The sequence below is a fragment of the Micromonospora sp. NBC_00858 genome, from assembly GCF_045207365.1.
Taxonomy (GTDB): Bacteria; Actinomycetota; Actinomycetes; order Mycobacteriales; family Micromonosporaceae; genus Micromonospora.
This window is the reverse complement of record NZ_CP108828.1, coordinates 1,846,220-1,862,724: the sequence shown is the minus strand read 5'-3', so window position 1 is coordinate 1,862,724 and position 16,505 is coordinate 1,846,220. Positions and strand designations below refer to the sequence as shown.

Genomic DNA, 16,505 nt, shown 5'->3' with positions numbered 1-16,505 from the left:
ATGCACCCCGGCAGTTCCCGGCTCGGCGGCACCGCGCTGACCCTCGCCTACGACCGGCGCACGATCGCCGAAGACCTGACCGTGGCGGTGCCCGACCAGTCGTTCACCGTGATCATCGGCCCGAACGCCTGCGGCAAGTCGACCCTGCTGCGGGCGCTGTCCCGGATGCTGCGCCCGACCGTCGGAACGGTCCTGCTGGACGGCCGGGACATCCACGACCTGCCCGCCCGGAAGGTGGCCCGCACCCTCGGCCTGCTGCCGCAGTCGTCGATCGCGCCCGACGGGATCAGCGTCGCCGAGCTGGTCGCCCGGGGCCGCTACCCCCACCAGGGGTTGCTGCGGCAGTGGTCGCGCGAGGACGAGCGGGTGGTCGAGGAGTCGATGGCCGCCACCGGGGTCGACGACCTCGCCGACCGGCCGGTGGACGAGCTCTCCGGCGGCCAGCGGCAGCGCGTCTGGATCGCCATGGCGCTGGCCCAGCAGACCCCGCTGCTGCTGCTCGACGAGCCGACCACGTACCTCGACATCGCCCACCAGATCGAGATCCTGGACCTCTGCGCCCGGCTGCACGAGGAGCAGGGACGCACGCTGGTCGCGGTGCTGCACGACCTCAACCACGCGGCCCGCTACGCCACCCACCTGATCGCCATGCGCGACGGGCGGGTGGTGGCCGCCGGGGAGCCGGCGTCGGTGGTCACCGCCGACCTGGTGGCCGAGGTTTTCGGGCTGCCCTGCCGGGTGATCGACGACCCCGAGACGGGCACCCCGCTGGTCATCCCCGCCGCCCGGCGCCGGGCCACCGCGCCCGCCCCGGAGCCGGCGTGACCCGCGCGCGCCGGGTGACCGGCGTGACCACCCGCCCGTACCGGATGGCGGCGGCGTGACCGCCGGACGCTTCCGCGACCGGTGGGGCGTGCCGCACCTGCGGGCCGACGACCCGCTCGCCCTGGCGACGGCGCAGGGCCGGGTGACCGCGTACGACCGGGCCTGGCAGATCGAGGTGGAGCGACACCGGGCCCAGGGCACCAGCGCCGCCTTCCTCGGCGTCGACGCGCTCGGCTGGGACCGCTTCGCCCGGCAGGTCCGGCTCGACGACACCGCCCGCCGCTGCCACGCCGCGCTCGACCCGGCCACCGCCGCCTGGGTGGCCGCGTACGTGGCCGGGGTGAACGCCGGTCTTGCCGCCGGGGCGGCCCGAGCGCTCGAGTTCGCCGCCGCCGGGCTGACTCCCGGCCGGTGGCAGCCGTGGACCCCGCTGGCGGTCTGGCTGGGCCACCACATCCTGTTCGCCGGGTTCCCCTCCAAGCTCTGGCGCGAGCACGTGGCGCACCGGCTCGGCCCGGCCGCGGTCGACCTGTTCGCCACCGACGGCCCGGCCGTCGCCGGCAGCAACGGGTGGCTGCTCGCCGCCGGGCGGACCGGCACCGGCGCCGCACTGCTCGCCGGCGACCCGCACCGGTTCATCGAGGATCCCGGCGTCTACCAGCAGATCCGGCTGGCCTGCCCGGAGTACGACGTGGTCGGGCTGGCGATGCCGGGCGTGCCGGGCATCGCGCACTTCGCGCACACCGGCGCGGTGGCCTGGGCCATCACCAACGCCATGGCCGACTACCAGGACCTGTACGCCGAGCAGCTGCGCCGGCACGGCAACGAGGTGCGGGCGCTCGGCCCGGACGGTTGGCGACCCGCGCACGTCCACGTCGAGATGATCGAGGTGGCCGGGGCGGACCCGGTCGAGGTCGAGGTGGTGGAGACCGATCGGGGGCCGGTGATCGCCGGCGGGCCGGACGAGCCGACCGCGATCAGCCTTCGCTACCCGCCCCGGGTCCGCGCCGAGCTCGGCTTCGCGGCGCTGCCGGAGCTGCTGCGCGCCCGGACTGTGGCCGATGTGGACCGGGCGCTGCGGCACTGGGTGGAGCCGGTCAACGTGGTGCAGGCGGCGGACACCGCCGGCGGGCTGCTGCACCGGGTCGCCGGCGCGGTGCCGGTGCGGCATCCGGAGAACGGCCGGCGGGTGGTTCCGGCCTGGCGGGCCGAGCACGCCTGGCGCGGCTGGTACGCGCCACTGCCGCGCGCCGAGGTGGTCGACCGCGCGGTGATGGCCAACGAGCGAGGGCTGGCGGCGCCGCTCGGGGTCGAGTTCGCCCCGCCACACCGGGCGCGCCGGATCGCCGAGTTGCTCGACGCCGCTGACGGCTGGACGCCCGAGCGGCTGGCCGCCGTGCACACCGACACGTACCTCGGCTCGGCCGGCCCGCTGCTGGCCGTACTGGCCGAGGTGACCGCGCTCGGCCCGGCCGCCGCCGCGCTGCGGGACCGGCTGCTGCACTGGGACCGACGGATGGCCGCCGACAGCACCGACGCCGCGGACTTCGCCACCCTGCGGGCGGCCGTGGTCCGCCGGCTGGCCGCCCACCCGGCGGTGGCCGCGCTGGCCGAGCCGCCGGCGTACCCGGAGGTGTTCGCACCCTGGTTGGCGCTGACGCCGCGGGTCGGCTACGCGCTGGAGCACCTGCTGGGCACCGCCCGGCTACCCGGCCTGGACGTGGCGGCGCTGGTGGGCGCGGCGGCCGAGGAGGTCGCCGGCCCGACCGGTGCGGCGAACGGACAGACGCGCTGGGGAGACCTGCACCGGCTGGCGCCGTGGCGGGCGCTGCCCGATCCGGACGCCGGGCCCGGTCCCCGGCTGGACGGCGACCACGACTGCGTGCTGGCCACCTCCAGCGTGCCCGGGGTCACCCACTGGTGCGCACGCGGGCCAGCGGCGCGCTTCGTCTGGGACCTGGCGCGGCGGGAGGACAGTCGCTGGGTGGTCCCGCTGGGCGCCTGCGGGGTGCCCGGCGACCCGCACCACGACGACCAGAACGCCGCGTGGTTGGCCGGCGACCTGCTGCCGGTGACCACCGACTGGGACCAGCTCACCGAGGAGCGAGATGAGTACTGACGCGACCAGGGCCGACCAGCACCACTACCGGCAGGACGTCACCGGGTTCGGGGTGGTGACCATCCGGCCGGTGCGGCCGGACGAGGACGTCGACCTGCTGCACGGCTGGGTCACCGAGGAACGGGCCCGGTTCTGGGGCATGCGCGAGGCGAGCCGCGACCGGGTGCACGAGATCTACGCGTACCTGGACTCGCTGGCCACCCACCACGCGTACCTCGTGCACCGCGACGGCGTGCCGGCGGCGCTGGTGCAGACCTACCAGCCCGAGGCCGACCCGGTCGGCGAGTGCTACGACGTGCGCCCCGGCGACGTCGGCATGCACCTGCTGATCGGGCCACCGGTGACGGTCGAGCGCGGCTTCACCGGCGCGCTGCTCGGCGCGATCCTGGACTTCGTCCTTGCCGATCCGACCCGACTGCGAATCGTGATGGAGCCGGACGCCCGCAACGACAAGATCCTCGACCGGCTGCTGCGCACCGGGTTCCAGCCCGGCCCGCTGATCGACCTGCCGGAGAAGCGCGCGCGACTGTTCTTCCTGGACCGGGCGGCGGTCACCGGCTGACGCCGTCCTCATCGAGACGCCGGCCGGGGTGCGCGGGGCACCCCGACCGAGGGGTCAGCGGGTGGGCGCTCCGAGGGCGACCAGGTCGGCCAGGCGGTCGAGTTGGTTCGGGTCGGACAGCGCGGAGCCGACCGCCACCACCCGCACTCCGGCGGCGAGGAACGCCCCGGCGTTGTCGGCGTCGAGGCCGCCGGTGGCGACGAAGCGTAGGTGCGGCAGTGGGCCGGCAACGGCCCGGAACCAGGCCGGCCCGAGGGAGATCGCGGGGAACGCCTTGAGCCAGGTGAGGCCGTGTCGCATCGCCTGCTGTGCCTCGGTCGGGGTGGCCACGCCGGGCAGGTGGGGCAGGCCGCGTCCGGCGGCGGCGTCGGCGACCGCCAGGTCCAGGCCGGGCGCGACGGTGAACGCCGCCCCGGCGTCGGCCGCCGCGGCGACCTGCTCCACGCCGAGCACGGTGCCGGCGCCGACGATCCGGCCGCGCTCAGCGCCCGCCTCGACGGCGGCGCGCAGCGCCGGCACCGCGTCGGCGGTGGCCACCGGCACCTCCACCACGTCGATACCGAGGTCCCAGGCCCGGCCGGCGAGCCGGACGGTCTCCGCCACCGGCAGGCCGCGCAGGATCGCCATCACGCGGGCGGCGCCGAAGATGTGCTCGAAGTCCTCTGTGGTCATGGTCCACTCCATCCGAGGTCGCGGGAGATCTGTTGCGTGGTGGCCAGCAGCCGAGGTAGCAGGCGTCGCAGGTCGGCCAGGGTGGCGACCACCGTCGGCGCGGTCACCGACACGGCCGCGGTGACCGCGCCGTCGGCCTGCCGCACCGGGGCCGCCACGCAGGTGATCAGTGGCTCGAACTCGCCGTCGTCGGCGGCCCAGCCCCGGTCGGCGACGGCCGCCAGCTCCGCGCGCAACGCCGCCGGGTCGCAGATGGTGCCCGGGGTGTACGCGCGCAGCTCGGTGCGGTCGAGCAGCCCGGTCAGCCGGGGCTCCGGGCAGAACGCCAGCACCACCTTGCCCACTCCGCTGGCGTGCAACGGCGCGGTGCGCCCAATCCGGGAGTACATCCGCACCTGGCCACGGGCCTCGATCTTGTCCACGTAGACCAGCTCGTCGTCGACCAGTTGGGCCAGGTGGATGGTGTGCCCGCAGTCTCGGCCGAGCGCCGCCAGGTGCGGGTGGGCCACCGTGCGCACGTCCAGGGAGTCCAGGGCCTGCTGGGCGAGGCCGATCAGCCGCAGCCCGACAGCCCAGCCGCCGTCGCGGCGTCGGGCGAAACCACCGGTCTCCATGGTCTGCAGCAGGCGCAGCGCGGTGGACTTGTGCACCCCCAGATGGGCGGCGACGTCACCGAGCTGGGCGGGCTCACGGGCCAGCAGCTCCAGCACCCGCATCGCCCGGTCGACGCTCTGCGACACGCCTCAGACCTCCGCTCGCACGCCGGTCAGGTCCAGCGGCGACCATGCTTCGACGGGGGCGTCGAGCAGCCGGTCGAACCAGGCCCACGGCGGCACCGGGGCGTTGTCGCCGCTGCTGCCCAGCGCCTGAGCCGCGACCAGGTGACCGAGGCGCAGCCGGCGTACCGGGTCGAGGCCGCGCAGCAGCCCGGCCAGGTAGCCGGCGGCGAACGCGTCCCCGGCGCCGACCGGCTCCACCACCGTCACCCGGGGAGCCGGGACGAAGACCGGCTCGGCGTCACGGGGCAGGGCGGTGGCGCCCACCGCGCCGTCCTTGACCACGACCGTCTCCGGCCCGGGCAGCAGCCGACGCACCGCGGCCGGGTCGGCGGTGCCCCACAGGGCGTCCGCCTCGTCCTGGCCGACGAAGACCAGGTCGCTGCGGTCGGCGAGGTCGCGCAGCACCGGGGCGGCCCGGTCGGCCGGCCAGAGCCGGGCCCGGTGGTTGACGTCGAAGCTGACCAACGCGCCCGGCAGCGGCCGGTCGGTCACCGCGTGCTCGACCAGGGCTCGGCAGGAGGCGGAGAGCGCCGGGGTGATCCCGGACAGGTGCAGCACCCGGACGCCGGCCAGCCGAGGGTCGGCCAGTACCGCCAGGTCCAGCCGGGACGCGGCCGAGCCGGCCCGGTAGTAGTGCACGGCGGTCGACGCCGGGCCCGGGTCCTTGACGTACAGCCCGGTGGGAGCGGCCGGGTCGACGGTCACCAGGTCGACCCGGACGCCGGCGGCGGCGACGTGCCGGACGACGGCCCGGCCGAAGGGGTCGTCGCCGACCCGGCTCACCCAGGTCGCCCGGTGTCCGAGCCGGGCCAGGTAGCCGGCCACGTTGGACTCCGCGCCGCCGACCGACACGGCGACCCGCTCGGCGTGCTCCAGTTGCTCGCCCGGCGTGGGGCAGAGCACCACCATGGTCTCCCCCACCGTGGCCACCTCGACCGGTGGGAGGCCGGCCGGGTCGGTCGCGTGGTCGGGTCGGGAGTCAGGGGTCGGCACACGTCCTCCCGGCGGGGGTTCGGGGTGCCGCCGAGCCTATGTGCGTTGCGCAGGACGAGCAACCCGTTGCGCTCTGCGCAACGGGAGTCAGGGCAGCGTCAGCCCGTACGCGGCGAGCACCTCATTGATCGGCTGGTAGTAGGTGGTGCCGCCGGAGGTGCAGTTGCCGCTGCCGCCGGAGAGGATGCCGAGGATGGTGCCGGTGGCCGCCACGTAGAGCGGCCCGCCACTGTCGCCCGGCTCGGCGCAGATGTTGGTACGGATCAGGCCGTAGACCACATCGCCGCTGGCGTAGTTGACGGTCTGGTTGAGGCCGGTGACGGTGCCGCAACGCAGCCCGGTGGTGGAGCCGCTGCGGCACACCGCCTGACCGACGTACGCGTTGCCGGCGCCGTAGATGGTCAGCAGGCCGGGGTAGGTGTAGACCGCGCTGGGATGGGCGATCCGGCCGGTGTAGCGGATCAGGCCGTAGTCGTTGCTGGGAAAGCTGGTGGCGGTACGGGTGCCGAGCACGGTGGTCTGCGCGCTGTCGGCGTACCAGGCACTGGCGACAGTGGTGCAGTGGCCGGCGGTGATCACGTAGTAGGTGCTGCCGCTGCGCACGTTCGCGCCGAGCGAGCAGCGGCCGCCACCGCCGTAGATGCCCTGTCCGGCGGCGATCAGGGTGCGCAGCGTTCCGGGCTCCCGGCGCAGCAGCGCGCCGGCCCGGTCGGCCACCGTGCGCAGTGCCACCACCTCGGCGGGCGCCACGGTGTCGTCGACGGTGATGGTCAGCCGGCCGGTGGCCGGGTCGAAGCCCCAGGCGGTGCCGGGCGTGCGTACCCCGGCCAGCGCGGCCGGGTCGGCGACGGGCGCGGCGGGGGCGGCCCGGTCGGGGACGGCGGCCTGCGCCGCGCCGGGCGCGACGAGCAGGAGTGCGGTCAGGACGAGGGCGACGAGCGGGGAGCGGCGCATCCGAACCTCCGAAGAGATCGAGATATATGGATGCCGTCAAGCATCACCCGGCGGCTGACGCCATGGCAACCTCGGGCCGGACGCGCGGGTGACCAGCCTGTGGGCGGGTCGGCGGGAATCGCCGATCCGGGGACGGGCCACGCCGGTGCCGCCGATAATCCTCGGAGACGCGGCGGGAGGCCGGGCATGACCACCGGAGGCACTGCGGCGCTGGTACGCCGCCCGGACGGGTCGGCCCGGGCCACGCTGCTGGAACTCCTCTTCGACGTGGTCTTCGTGGCCGCCCTCGCCATGGTCTCGAAGCTGATCGCCGAACGCGACTCCTGGAGCGGCTCCGGGCCGGTGCTGCTGACGCTGGCGGCGATCTGGTGGACCTGGTCGGTCACCTCGACCACGACCGAGTTCTACGACCCGGATCAGCGCCCGATCCAGGCCATCCTGATGGTCGCCATGGTGGGGTCGGTGGGGATGGCGGCGGCGCTGCCGATGCTGTCCGCCGGGCACGCGATGGTCTTCGCGATCGCCTACGTCACCACGCACGTGGTGCGCGGCGTCGTCCTGGTCACCACGTTGCACCGACAGCGGCACCGGGCGGCCATGGAGCGGGCCTCGCGGTTCATGTTCTGGTTCGTGGTATCCGGCGTCTTCTGGATCGCCGGAGCGGTGGCCGGATCGCCGAACTGGAGGCTCTGGACCGTCGCGATAGCGATCGACCTGCTCTCCGCGGCGGTCCGGTACCCGATGCCCGGGCTGGGCCGGGTGCCCCTCGACCAGTACGAGCGGACCACCGGGCACCTGGGCGAGCGGTACCAGCAGTTCATCATCCTGGCCCTCGGCGACATCATCCTGGTGCCCATCCTGGAGGTCAGCCGGACGCATCTCGACCGCTTCCGGCTCGCCGCCCTGCTCTGCGCCTTCGCCACCATGCTGATGCTCTGGCAGATCTACGTCTTCCGGGCCGGCGAGTTGCTGAAGGCCGGTGCCGACGCGAGGCGGGCGGCCCGGCTGGCCCCGTACACCCATCTGGTGATGCTGGGCGGCGTGGTCTGCACGGCGGCCTCCTTCGACCTGGTCGCCGACCGGCCGACCGGAACGACGCTGACGTCGTGGCTCGTGCTGATCCTCGGTGGCCCGGCGCTGTTCGTGATCGGGCGCATCCTGTTCACCTATCTGGTGACCGCCATCGTGCCTTGGCGGCGGCTGGTCTGGCTGCTGCTGCCGCTGCTGGCACTCCCGTGGGCCGGTGGCTGGCCGCCGCTGCTGGTCACCGTGGTCGTTGCGCTCGGGCTGGCCGGCGCCGCCCTGGTCCCGGCAAGCAACGTCCGGGTGACCAGACCGGGGCTGCGGATGCGGCGACCGCAACCCTGAGCCGCCGGGGCGGCCGGATCAGTCGAGGTGCCGACCGGTCCAGTCGGCGAGGTCCCGGGCGCAGGCGTCCACCGACTCCCGCCACGTCCGGGCCGCACCCTCCCCCGCCTCGTCGCTGACCTGCTTGACCAGCCGGCACGGCACGCCAGCCTGGTTGGCGGCCCAGGCGACCGCGTACCCCTCCATGTCGACCAGGTCGGCGCGCTGCGCCAACCGGTCCCGCGCGGCGTCGTCGGCCACGAAGGTGTCGCCGGTCGCCAGCACCGCGCCCTCGGTGGCCAGCGGCAGCGGCGCGCCGTAGGTCTGGCCGGTGAGCGTGCGCAGCAGGGCGGTGTCCAGGTCGTGCTGAAGTACGGTGGCGACCTCGTGGATGCCGGTCCAGCCGGGGCGCAACGCGCCCGCCGTGCCCAGGTTGAGCAGCAGGGCGGGGCGCGGCCCGGCGGCCAGTACCGCCGCCACCGCGCTGGCGGCGTTCACCTTGCCCATCCCGGTGAGCAGCAGCGGCAGCTCCGGCGGCAGGTACCGGGCCTCCTCCTCGACGGCGAGGACCACCAGCGGACGATCGGCGCGGACCGTACCCCGAAGAATCACCGGAGCATCGTACGGGCCGCCCCGGCGGGATACCCGGCCGGTTCGGCGGGCTCGGCGCGAGCGCCGGTCAGCCCCCGGCGGTGACCGCGGTGGCGGTGACCGTGCCGTCGGTCGCCGGGCCACCCTGCACGGTGACGCTCTGCCCGGCCTTGAGGCCGCTCAGCTTGCTGGCCTTGGTGGTGCGGACCTCGGTGTCGTCGGTGGTGCGCACGGTGACCACGGTGCCGTCGGCGGTCTCCAGGTAGAGCGTTCCGCCGTCGACCAGCTTCACCTTCCCGTTGGTGGTCACCGGTGCGGTCGCGCCACCGGTCTCACCCGTGCCGCTCGGCCCGGCGCCGCTCTGGCCACGCCCGCTGGCGCCCGGGAAGGCGGTGGGAACACCACCCGGGAAGCCGGCCCGCCCCGAGCCGGCGGTGCTCGACGACTCACCCCAGCGTTGCTGCACGTGAACCCCGCCCAGGAAACCGGCCAGCACCAGCACGAGCGCGCCGAGCGCCGGGGTTGCCCGGTTCCACCAGCGGCGCGGCGCCGCTGCGGCGAGCGCGGCGGTCAGGTCGCGATCCGGGGGGCCCGCCGAGGCCGCCGGGTGGTCGTCCACCCGGTCGAAGATGACGGTGTCGCTGCTGTCCATGTCGGTTCCTCGCATGTCGGCCTACTCGTAGCGCAGGGCGTCGATGGGGCGCAGCCGGGCCGCCCGGGCCGCCGGAAGGCCGCCGAAGAACAGGCCGATCGCGACCGAGACCCCGAGGGCCAGCCCTACCGAGCTGGGCACGACCACCGGGTGGACGCCGACGATGGTGAACCGGGCACCGATCAGTGCCGCCGCCACCCCGAGCGCCCCACCGAGCAGGCTCAGCAGGGTCGCCTCCACCAGGAACTGGGTGAGCACGGTGCGCCGGCGTGCCCCGAGCGCCTTGCGGATGCCGATCTCCCGGGTCCGCTCGGTCACCGTCACCAACATGATGTTGGTGATGCCGATGCCACCGACCAGCAGGCTGATCGCGGCCACCGCGCCCAGCAGCACGGTGAACGTCTCGGCCGTCTCGGACTGGGTCTGCAACAGCTGCGCGGCATTCTGGATCCGGTACGGGGTGCTGCCCGAGGTGGACGCCGGCAGGCGCTGGGCGAGCACGGTGGAGATCTGCCCCTGGGCGGCCGACACCCGGTCCGGATCGCTCGCCTCCACCAGCATCGAGCTGAGCGGCCCGTACCCGGTGAGCACCTCGCGTACCGCCCGCAGCGGAGCGATCGCGGTGTCGTTGGCGTCCTGGAAGCCGGTCGAGGACTTCTCCGCCAACACCCCGACCACGGTGAACAGGGCGCCGCCCACGGTCACCTGCCGGCCCACCGGGTCCACCCCGGCGAACAACTCGTCGGCCACGGTCCGACCGAGCACCACCACCCGGCGGCCCTGCGCTTCGTCGTCGGCGCTGAACGCGGTGCCGCTGGCCACCGGCGAGTTGGCCGCGGTGAACCAGCTCGGCCGGGTGCCGACGAACTGCGGCACCTCGTGGTCGGCCCCCTCGAAGGTCAGGGTGGCGCTGGTGGTGGCCAGCGGGGAGACCGACCGTACATCGGGCGCGAGCACCGGGTCGGCGAGCGCGTCGGCGACCTGGAGGGTCAGCCCGCCGGCGCTGCCGCCACGGTTGGTGCCGGTCACGGTCAGCGTGTTGGTGCCCAGCGCCTCGATCCGGTCGGTGATCGCCTGGGCAGAGCCGTTGCCGACCGCGACCAGCAGGATCACCGCGGCGACGCCGATCAGGATGCCCAACATGGTCAGCGCCGAACGCAGCTTGTTGGCGGCCACGCCGCGCAGCGCGAACCGGACGGTCTCGGCGAGGTTCATCGGCCAAACCCCGCCGCCGTATGCCGCCCGCCCTGCCGGACGTCCGAGCGGACCTGCCCGTCGAGCAGCCGGATCAGACGCCCGGCCCGGGCACCCACCTCCGGCTCGTGGGTGATCAGCACGATGGTCCGGCCGGCCGCGTTGAGTTGGTCGAGGACGGCCAGGATGTCCTCGGTGGACTGGCTGTCCAGGTTGCCGGTCGGTTCGTCGGCCAGCACCAGTGCCGGTTCGGTGACCAGCGCCCGGGCCACCGCGACCCGCTGCTGCTGGCCACCGGAGAGCTGGTTGGGTTGGTGGTTCGCGCGATCGGCCAGTCCCACGGCGTCCAGCGCGGCGAGCGCCCGCTGCCGCCGCTGGCCGGCCCGCACCCCGGCGTACGCCAGTGGCAACTCGACGTTGGCCAGGGCGCTGGTCCGCGGGATCAGGTTGAACGCCTGGAAGACAAAGCCGATGAGCCGGTTGCGGACCAGGGCGAGCTGACGGTCGGCGAGGCGGCCGACGTCCACCCCGTCCAGCAGGTACTGCCCGCCGGAGGGCACGTCGAGGCAGCCGAGGATGTTCATCAGGGTCGACTTGCCGGAGCCGGAGGAGCCCATGATGGCCACATAGTCGCCAGCGGTGACGGCCAGCGAGACCCCGCGCAGGGCGTGCACCGCGGCCGGGCCCTCGCCGTACACCTTGGTCAGCATCCGGACGTCCAGGACCGGTCGGCGTGACACGTTTCCCGACGTCATCAGCGGGTTCCGTTCCCGCCCCGAGCACCGCCGCCGGTGACGCCGCCCCCGCCGGGGAGCCCACCGCCCGGGAAGCCACCGCCACCCGGCAGGCCGCCCCCGCCGGGGAGGCCACCGGCGGCGCTGCCCGTGCTGCTGCCCTCCGGCAGCACCACCCGCTCCCCCTCGGTCAGCCCCGAGGTGACCTCGTACGCCTGGTCGCCGGCGAGCCCCACGGTGACCCGCCGGCTCTCCGACCCCGTGTCAGTGACCACCGTGACGGTGCGCCGGTCGCCGGTGCCGCTGACCGCTGCCGAGGTGACCAACAGGACGTCCGCAGCGGTGCCGGTGACCACGGCGACCCGCACGGTCTGCCCCGGCTTCGCGCCGGCCGGCAGCTTGTCGACGCTGACCGTGACCCCGTAGGTGACCACGTTGTTGGCGGTGGTGGCCTGCGGATCGACCGCGACGACCTTGCCACCGGCCTCGGCCCCCTGCAACGCGTTCCACGTGATGGTGGCCGCTTGGCCGTACTTGAGCCGGGTCGCGTCCGCCTCGGCGAAGCCGGCGGTGACCTGCAGCTTCGTCAGGTCGGCCAGCTCGACGAACCCGCTGGAGGTGGTGGACCCGGAGCTGGTGGCGCCGGTCGACCCGCTGCCGCCCTGCTGCCCGGCGGAGGTGCCCCCGGTCGAGCCGCCGCCGGTTGCTGACCCTCCGGAGGAGCTGCCCACGGTGCCGTTGACCGCGACCACCGTGCCGGCCATCGGCGCGGTCAGCCGGGTGCCGCTCACGGCGGCCTGCGCCTCGTCCACCGCCAGCTCAGCCTGGGTGACCGAGTTCTCCGCCGACGAGGTGTCCGAACCGGCCTCCTCGGCGCGGTCCAGGGCGTCCCGCGCGGCGGTCAGGTCCGCCTTCGCCACGTCGAGGTCGCGTTGCGCGGCTGCCGGGTCGACGGTGGCCAGCAGTTGGCCCTTCTTCACCCGGTCGCCGACCCGCACCGGGATCGCGGTGACGGTGCCGGCGGTGGCGAAGCTGGCGCTGGCCGTCGAGGCGCTGCGCACCGAGCCGTCGGCGGTGACGGTGGCGGTCACGGTGCCCCTGGACACACTGACGGTCCGGGTGCCGGTGGGCCTGGCATCCGCCGTCGAATCGCCGCGCACCGACAGCCAGGCCCAGCAGCCGCCGCCGGCCAGCAGCAGGACCAGGGCGGCGTTGACCGCGACGGGGGGCCGGCGCAGGACGGCCGGCAGGCGCACTCGCATGCCGGTCAGCCTCGTCGGCACGGCTGGGAGGATCTTCGGCGCAAGCTCAGAGCTGGCTCGGAATAGGTGCCGCCGGATCGTCGCCCGGCGGGGCCGGCTGCCGGGGTACGGCGGGCAACAGCACCCGGAAGGTCGTCCCCGAGCCCGTCCCGGTGTCCAGCTCGATCCACCCGCCGTGCGCGTGCACGACCGACGCGGCGATGGACAACCCCAGACCGGAGCCGCCCCCGCTGCCCCGGCCCCGGCTCGGGTCGGCCCGGTACAGCCGCTCGAAGACCCGACCGGCGTGCTCGGTGGGGATACCCGGCCCGTCGTCGTGCACCTCCAGCACGGCGAACCCGTCGGCGGTCGGCGCGGGCACCGGCCCCGAGCGGACCACCGGCCCGGCCGTCGGGGCGACCAGACGGCCGACCCGGACGGTCACCCGGGCTGCGGGCCCGGTGTGCTGCACCGCGTTGCCGACCAGGTTCGCGGCGACCTGGCGCAGCCGGTGCTCGTCGCCGAGCACGGTCGGCGTCTCGAAGGTCGGGTCGTGCTCGGCGAGCGTGCTCAGCCGCACCGGCCGGCCCGGCGTACGGGCGTGCGCATCCCGGATGGTGTCGGCGGCGATCTCCAGCAGATCCACCGGACGCAGCGTCGGCGTGCGCTGCCGGTCCAGTCGGGCGAGCAGGAGCAGGTCCTCCACCAGCACGCCCATCCGGGCTGCCTCGCTCTCGATCCGGCCCATCGTCTCGTCCAGCGCGGGACCGGGTGGGGTGCCGCCGCGCCGGTACAGCTCGGCGAAGCCGCGGATCGAGGTCAGCGGTGTCCGCAGCTCGTGCGACGCGTCAGCGACGAACTGCCGCAGCCGGCGCTCGGAGGCCGCGCGGGCGCTCATCTCGGTGCCGATCCGTTCCAGCATCAGGTTCACCGCGGCACCCAGCCGACCCGGCTCGGTGTGCGGATCGGTGTCGTCCACTCGACGGGTCAGGTCGCCGCCGGTGATGCCGGCGACGACCTGCTCCATCCGGGTCAGCGGGCGCAGCCCGAGCCGCACCACCGAAGCGGCCAGCAGCCCGAGGCCGAGCAGCACTCCGCCGGTGACCGTGACGTCGATGAGCAGCAACCGGTCGGCGGTCTGGGTCACCTCGGCCAGGGAGGCGCCGACCACCACGACCCCGCCGGTCCCGCCCGCCGGCACGGCGAGCAGCCGCCAGTCCGCGCCGCCGTGGTCGCCGGAGACGGTGTACGGCCGGCCGGCGCGGGCGCGGGCGGTCACCTCGGACAGCGATCCCGGGTCCGGTGCCGCCGCACTGGGGGCGCTGCTGTGCTCGGCGTCGCGGGTGCCGTCGGCGCGGTAGAACAGGACGAGCTGGTCCGGACCGAGCCGGGCGATCCGTCCGACCAGGGCACCGGGTGGACCGGTGCCCGGGCGGGGCTCGCCGGTGAACGGGCGGACCTGTACGGCGAGTTGCTCGTCGACCCGGTCCACCAGGTAGCTGCGCAGCAGCAGCAGGCCGGCGGCGTTCGCCCCGAGCAGGGCCAGCGTGGCGAGCGCCCCGACGACCAGGACCAGTCGGGACCGCAGCGTCCAGTGCGGCCACGGGCGCACCCGGGGCAGGCGGCTCACTCGTTGCCGCGCGGCGCCCGCAGCGTGTAGCCCACCCCGCGCACCGTGTGGATCAGCGGTGGACCGGACCGGTCGACCTTGCGCCGCAGGTAGTAGACGTACGACTCGACGATCCGCCCGTCGCCGCCGAAGTCGTAGTTCCAGACCCGGTCCAGGATCTGCGCCTTGCTGACCACCCGACCGGCGTTGAGCAGCAGGTAGCGCAGCAGCCGGAACTCGGTGGGCGACAGGTCGACCGGCCGCCCGCCCCGGCGTACCTCGTGGGCGTCGTCGTCCAACTCCAGGTCGGCGTAGCGCAGCAACCGGGTGTCCGGGGTCGGCGGCAGCTCCGACCGGGTACGCCGCAGGATCGCCCGGATCCGCAGCACCACCTCTTCCAGGCTGAACGGCTTGGCCACGTAGTCGTCCGCACCGGCCACCAACCCGGCGACCCGATCCTCGACGGTGTCCCGGGCGGTGAGGAAGAGCACCGGCACCGGCCGGCCGGCGGCGCGCAGACGCCGGGCCACCTCGAAGCCGTCCAGGTCGGGCAGCATCACGTCGAGGATGACCAGGTCCGGAGCGAACTCCTCCACGGCGGCCAGCGCGGCCCGCCCGGATCCCGCCACCCGCACGTCGTACGCGACGAGCCGCAGTGTGGCGGCCAGCAGGGTGGAGATGTTCGGCTCGTCGTCGACCACCAGGAGGCGGGCGCTTGTGGACTCACCCTCGGCGGTCGGGGCGGGGCTGGCCGTGGGCGGCCGGAGGACGTTGGTATGCACTGGGACTGGGTACCGGACCGGGCTCGACGTTCGCTGTGCTGAACCTGTGCACCGGCTGTCACCAGGAGCGCAGCACCAGCTCACCGGCGGCGATCCCGGAGGTTATCTCGGTGTACTGGCCGCCGCGCAGCCCGACGGTGACGGTGCGGGCCGGCCCGCCGTCGGCTGGCAGCACGCTGCCGGTGCGGTCGGCGCCGTCGTGCACGGCGGTGGATGGCACGCGCAGCGCGTCCGGCACGGCACCGGTCTGCACCGTCACGGCGGCGCTCTGCCCGACCAGCAGGTTCTCCGGGGCGGTGGTGAAGGACAGCACCACGCCGTAGCGGACCATCGTGCCGTCGGCGGTGCCGACCGGGTCGACCTGCACCACGGTCGCCGCGAACGTCTGCTCCGGCCGGTCGGCCAGGGCCAGTGTCGCGCTCTGCCCGACCGCGAGCGCGCCGGCGTCGGCCTCCGGGAACTTCGCCACCACCTGCATGGCGTACGTGTCGGCCAGGGTGATGAAGGTGGCACCGCGGCCTACCTGGCTGCCCACCGGCCCGGCAACGGAGAGCACGGTGCCAGCCATCGGCGCGGTGATGGTGGCGCCGTCGAGGGCGTCCTGCGCCTCGGTGAGGGCGGCCTCGGCCTGGTTGACCCGGCGCTGGGCGGTCAGGATCGGGTCGGTGCCCCGGGCGGTGGTTCCGGCGTCCCCGCCGCAGTCCGCGCCGCTCTGCCCAGGGGCGGCCGGCGTCCGGGACGCGCCCGATCCGCCGGCGGCGGTCGGCACGGGACCCCCGGGCGTACGGCTCGGTGCGGCGGAGTTCGCGGTGGGTCGGGGCGTTGGGCTGCTGCCGGGGGTGGGCGTGCCGGTGGCCGGCGTCGCCTCGGGCGTGCCGGTGGGCTGCGGCGAGCGCCAGGCCACCGGTCGTACCCCGGAACCGGTGCCGGTCTGGCAGCTCGCCGCCGGGTCGTCGGCCGCGTCCCAGGCCTTGGTCAGCGCGTCCCGCGCCTCGGCCAGGTCGGTCTCGGCATCCTGGACGGTGTCCGCCGCGTCGGCAGCGTCGGCGTCGGCGACCGCCGCGAGCCGCTGGCCGACCTTGACCACGCTGCCCGGCCGGACGCTGACCGTCTGCACCGTGCCGGCGATGGTGAAGCCGAGGCTGCGGGTGGTGGCTGGCTGGACGGTGCCCGAGGTGGCCACCTCGACCGCGACCGGCCCCCGGTCGACGGCCACGGTCACCGGTCGGGCCGGCGCGTCCGCGGCGTCCGCGGTCCAGGCACGCACGCCGGCCGCGCCAAGCAGCAGCAGGCCGGCAGCGCCGGCCGCCCACCACCGGGTCCGCCGGGTACGCCAGCGTCGCTTCAGGCCGATCCCCATGGTCGGGCAGTTTGCGCAGCGCGCCTCGCGGTCGGCTCGACCCCACCTCAGAGTTGGCTCGGAACCGGACACCGGCTCGGGTGCTCGCCCC

The 16,505-nt window shown here is 74.9% G+C and carries 16 protein-coding genes; 4 read left to right on the top strand and 12 right to left on the bottom strand.

The window, feature by feature from the left end:
- The 3 genes from OG990_RS08800 to OG990_RS08790 are packed head-to-tail and all read left to right on the top strand — an operon-like array spanning position 1 to position 3,506.
- Positions 1–825 (top strand): ABC transporter ATP-binding protein, encoded by an 825-nt coding sequence (locus OG990_RS08800; RefSeq protein WP_328416091.1) that lies wholly within the window; start codon positions 1–3, stop codon positions 823–825.
- 55 nt (positions 826–880) lie between these two features.
- Entirely contained in the window at positions 881–2,944 is a 2,064-nt protein-coding gene (locus tag OG990_RS08795) for a penicillin acylase family protein (RefSeq protein ID WP_406079754.1), read from the top strand.
- Entirely contained in the window at positions 2,934–3,506 is a 573-nt protein-coding gene (locus OG990_RS08790) for a GNAT family N-acetyltransferase (RefSeq protein ID WP_406079752.1), read from the top strand. The genes OG990_RS08795 and OG990_RS08790 overlap by 11 nt, the downstream gene beginning before the upstream one ends.
- Before the next feature lie 54 nt (positions 3,507–3,560).
- On the opposite strand, the gene OG990_RS08785 is transcribed toward OG990_RS08790, so the two are convergent.
- The 4 genes from OG990_RS08785 to OG990_RS08770 form a co-directional block, all read right to left on the bottom strand.
- Entirely contained in the window at positions 3,561–4,178 is a 618-nt protein-coding gene (locus tag OG990_RS08785) for a bifunctional 4-hydroxy-2-oxoglutarate aldolase/2-dehydro-3-deoxy-phosphogluconate aldolase (RefSeq protein WP_406079750.1), read from the bottom strand.
- Positions 4,175–4,918 carry an IclR family transcriptional regulator gene (locus OG990_RS08780; RefSeq protein WP_328416081.1) on the bottom strand — a complete coding sequence of 248 codons (744 nt, stop codon included), beginning with the start codon at positions 4,916–4,918 and terminating at the stop codon, positions 4,175–4,177. Before OG990_RS08780 ends, OG990_RS08785 begins: the two co-directional genes overlap by 4 nt.
- 3 nt (positions 4,919–4,921) lie before the next feature.
- Positions 4,922–5,950, bottom strand: coding sequence for a sugar kinase (locus OG990_RS08775; RefSeq protein WP_406079747.1), 1,029 nt, complete (start codon positions 5,948–5,950; stop codon positions 4,922–4,924).
- A gap of 87 nt (positions 5,951–6,037) precedes the next feature.
- Positions 6,038–6,904 (bottom strand): S1 family peptidase, encoded by an 867-nt coding sequence (locus OG990_RS08770; RefSeq protein ID WP_406079745.1) that lies wholly within the window; start codon positions 6,902–6,904, stop codon positions 6,038–6,040.
- A gap of 186 nt (positions 6,905–7,090) precedes the next feature.
- Here OG990_RS08770 and OG990_RS08765 point away from each other — a divergent pair, with 186 nt between their 5' ends.
- Positions 7,091–8,272 carry a low temperature requirement protein A gene (locus OG990_RS08765; protein WP_406079743.1) on the top strand — a complete coding sequence of 394 codons (1,182 nt, stop codon included), beginning with the start codon at positions 7,091–7,093 and terminating at the stop codon, positions 8,270–8,272.
- 18 nt (positions 8,273–8,290) lie between these two features.
- On the opposite strand, the gene OG990_RS08760 is transcribed toward OG990_RS08765, so the two are convergent.
- The 8 genes from OG990_RS08760 to OG990_RS08725 all read right to left on the bottom strand — a co-directional run bounded on the left by OG990_RS08760 (position 8,291) and on the right by OG990_RS08725 (position 16,414).
- Positions 8,291–8,863: a nucleosidase gene (locus OG990_RS08760; RefSeq protein ID WP_406079742.1), complete on the bottom strand. Its 573-nt coding sequence runs from the start codon at positions 8,861–8,863 to the stop codon at positions 8,291–8,293.
- A 67-nt stretch (positions 8,864–8,930) separates the two neighbouring features.
- A complete protein-coding gene (locus OG990_RS08755) occupies positions 8,931–9,494 on the bottom strand; it encodes a hypothetical protein (RefSeq protein ID WP_406079740.1) in 564 nt (187 codons plus the stop codon).
- A 21-nt stretch (positions 9,495–9,515) separates the two neighbouring features.
- Positions 9,516–10,709, bottom strand: a complete 1,194-nt coding sequence (locus tag OG990_RS08750) for an ABC transporter permease (protein ID WP_406079739.1) — start codon at positions 10,707–10,709, stop codon at positions 9,516–9,518.
- Positions 10,706–11,443, bottom strand: a complete 738-nt coding sequence (locus OG990_RS08745; RefSeq protein ID WP_406079738.1) for an ABC transporter ATP-binding protein — start codon at positions 11,441–11,443, stop codon at positions 10,706–10,708. Before OG990_RS08745 ends, OG990_RS08750 begins: the two co-directional genes overlap by 4 nt.
- Complete coding sequence (locus OG990_RS08740; RefSeq protein WP_406079736.1) at positions 11,443–12,684, bottom strand: efflux RND transporter periplasmic adaptor subunit; 1,242 nt, start codon at positions 12,682–12,684, stop codon at positions 11,443–11,445. Before OG990_RS08740 ends, OG990_RS08745 begins: the two co-directional genes overlap by 1 nt.
- Positions 12,685–12,730: 46 nt before the next feature.
- Positions 12,731–14,284, bottom strand: coding sequence for a sensor histidine kinase (locus OG990_RS08735; RefSeq protein WP_406081700.1), 1,554 nt, complete (start codon positions 14,282–14,284; stop codon positions 12,731–12,733).
- 5 nt (positions 14,285–14,289) lie between these two features.
- Positions 14,290–14,976, bottom strand: coding sequence for a response regulator transcription factor (locus OG990_RS08730; protein ID WP_406081698.1), 687 nt, complete (start codon positions 14,974–14,976; stop codon positions 14,290–14,292).
- Between the two features lie 136 nt (positions 14,977–15,112).
- On the bottom strand, positions 15,113–16,414 hold the full coding sequence (locus tag OG990_RS08725) for an efflux RND transporter periplasmic adaptor subunit (RefSeq protein ID WP_406079735.1): 1,302 nt from the start codon (positions 16,412–16,414) through the stop codon (positions 15,113–15,115).
- Positions 16,415–16,505: the final 91 nt, after the last annotated feature.

Bases quoted from the DNA above. Each gene is read 5' to 3' on its own strand.
- OG990_RS08800 (WP_328416091.1), top strand. From the start codon at position 1: ATGCACCCCGGCAGTTCCCGGCTCGGCGGCACCGCGCTGACCCTCGCC.
- OG990_RS08790 (WP_406079752.1), top strand. From the start codon at position 2,934: ATGAGTACTGACGCGACCAGGGCCGACCAGCACCACTACCGGCAGGAC.
- OG990_RS08785 (WP_406079750.1), bottom strand. From the start codon at position 4,178: ATGACCACAGAGGACTTCGAGCACATCTTCGGCGCCGCCCGCGTGATG.
- OG990_RS08770 (WP_406079745.1), bottom strand. From the start codon at position 6,904: ATGCGCCGCTCCCCGCTCGTCGCCCTCGTCCTGACCGCACTCCTGCTC.
- OG990_RS08765 (WP_406079743.1), top strand. From the start codon at position 7,091: ATGACCACCGGAGGCACTGCGGCGCTGGTACGCCGCCCGGACGGGTCG.
- OG990_RS08755 (WP_406079740.1), bottom strand. From the start codon at position 9,494: ATGGACAGCAGCGACACCGTCATCTTCGACCGGGTGGACGACCACCCG.
- OG990_RS08750 (WP_406079739.1), bottom strand. From the start codon at position 10,709: ATGAACCTCGCCGAGACCGTCCGGTTCGCGCTGCGCGGCGTGGCCGCC.
- OG990_RS08745 (WP_406079738.1), bottom strand. From the start codon at position 11,443: ATGACGTCGGGAAACGTGTCACGCCGACCGGTCCTGGACGTCCGGATG.
- OG990_RS08740 (WP_406079736.1), bottom strand. From the start codon at position 12,684: ATGCGAGTGCGCCTGCCGGCCGTCCTGCGCCGGCCCCCCGTCGCGGTC.
- OG990_RS08725 (WP_406079735.1), bottom strand. From the start codon at position 16,414: ATGGGGATCGGCCTGAAGCGACGCTGGCGTACCCGGCGGACCCGGTGG.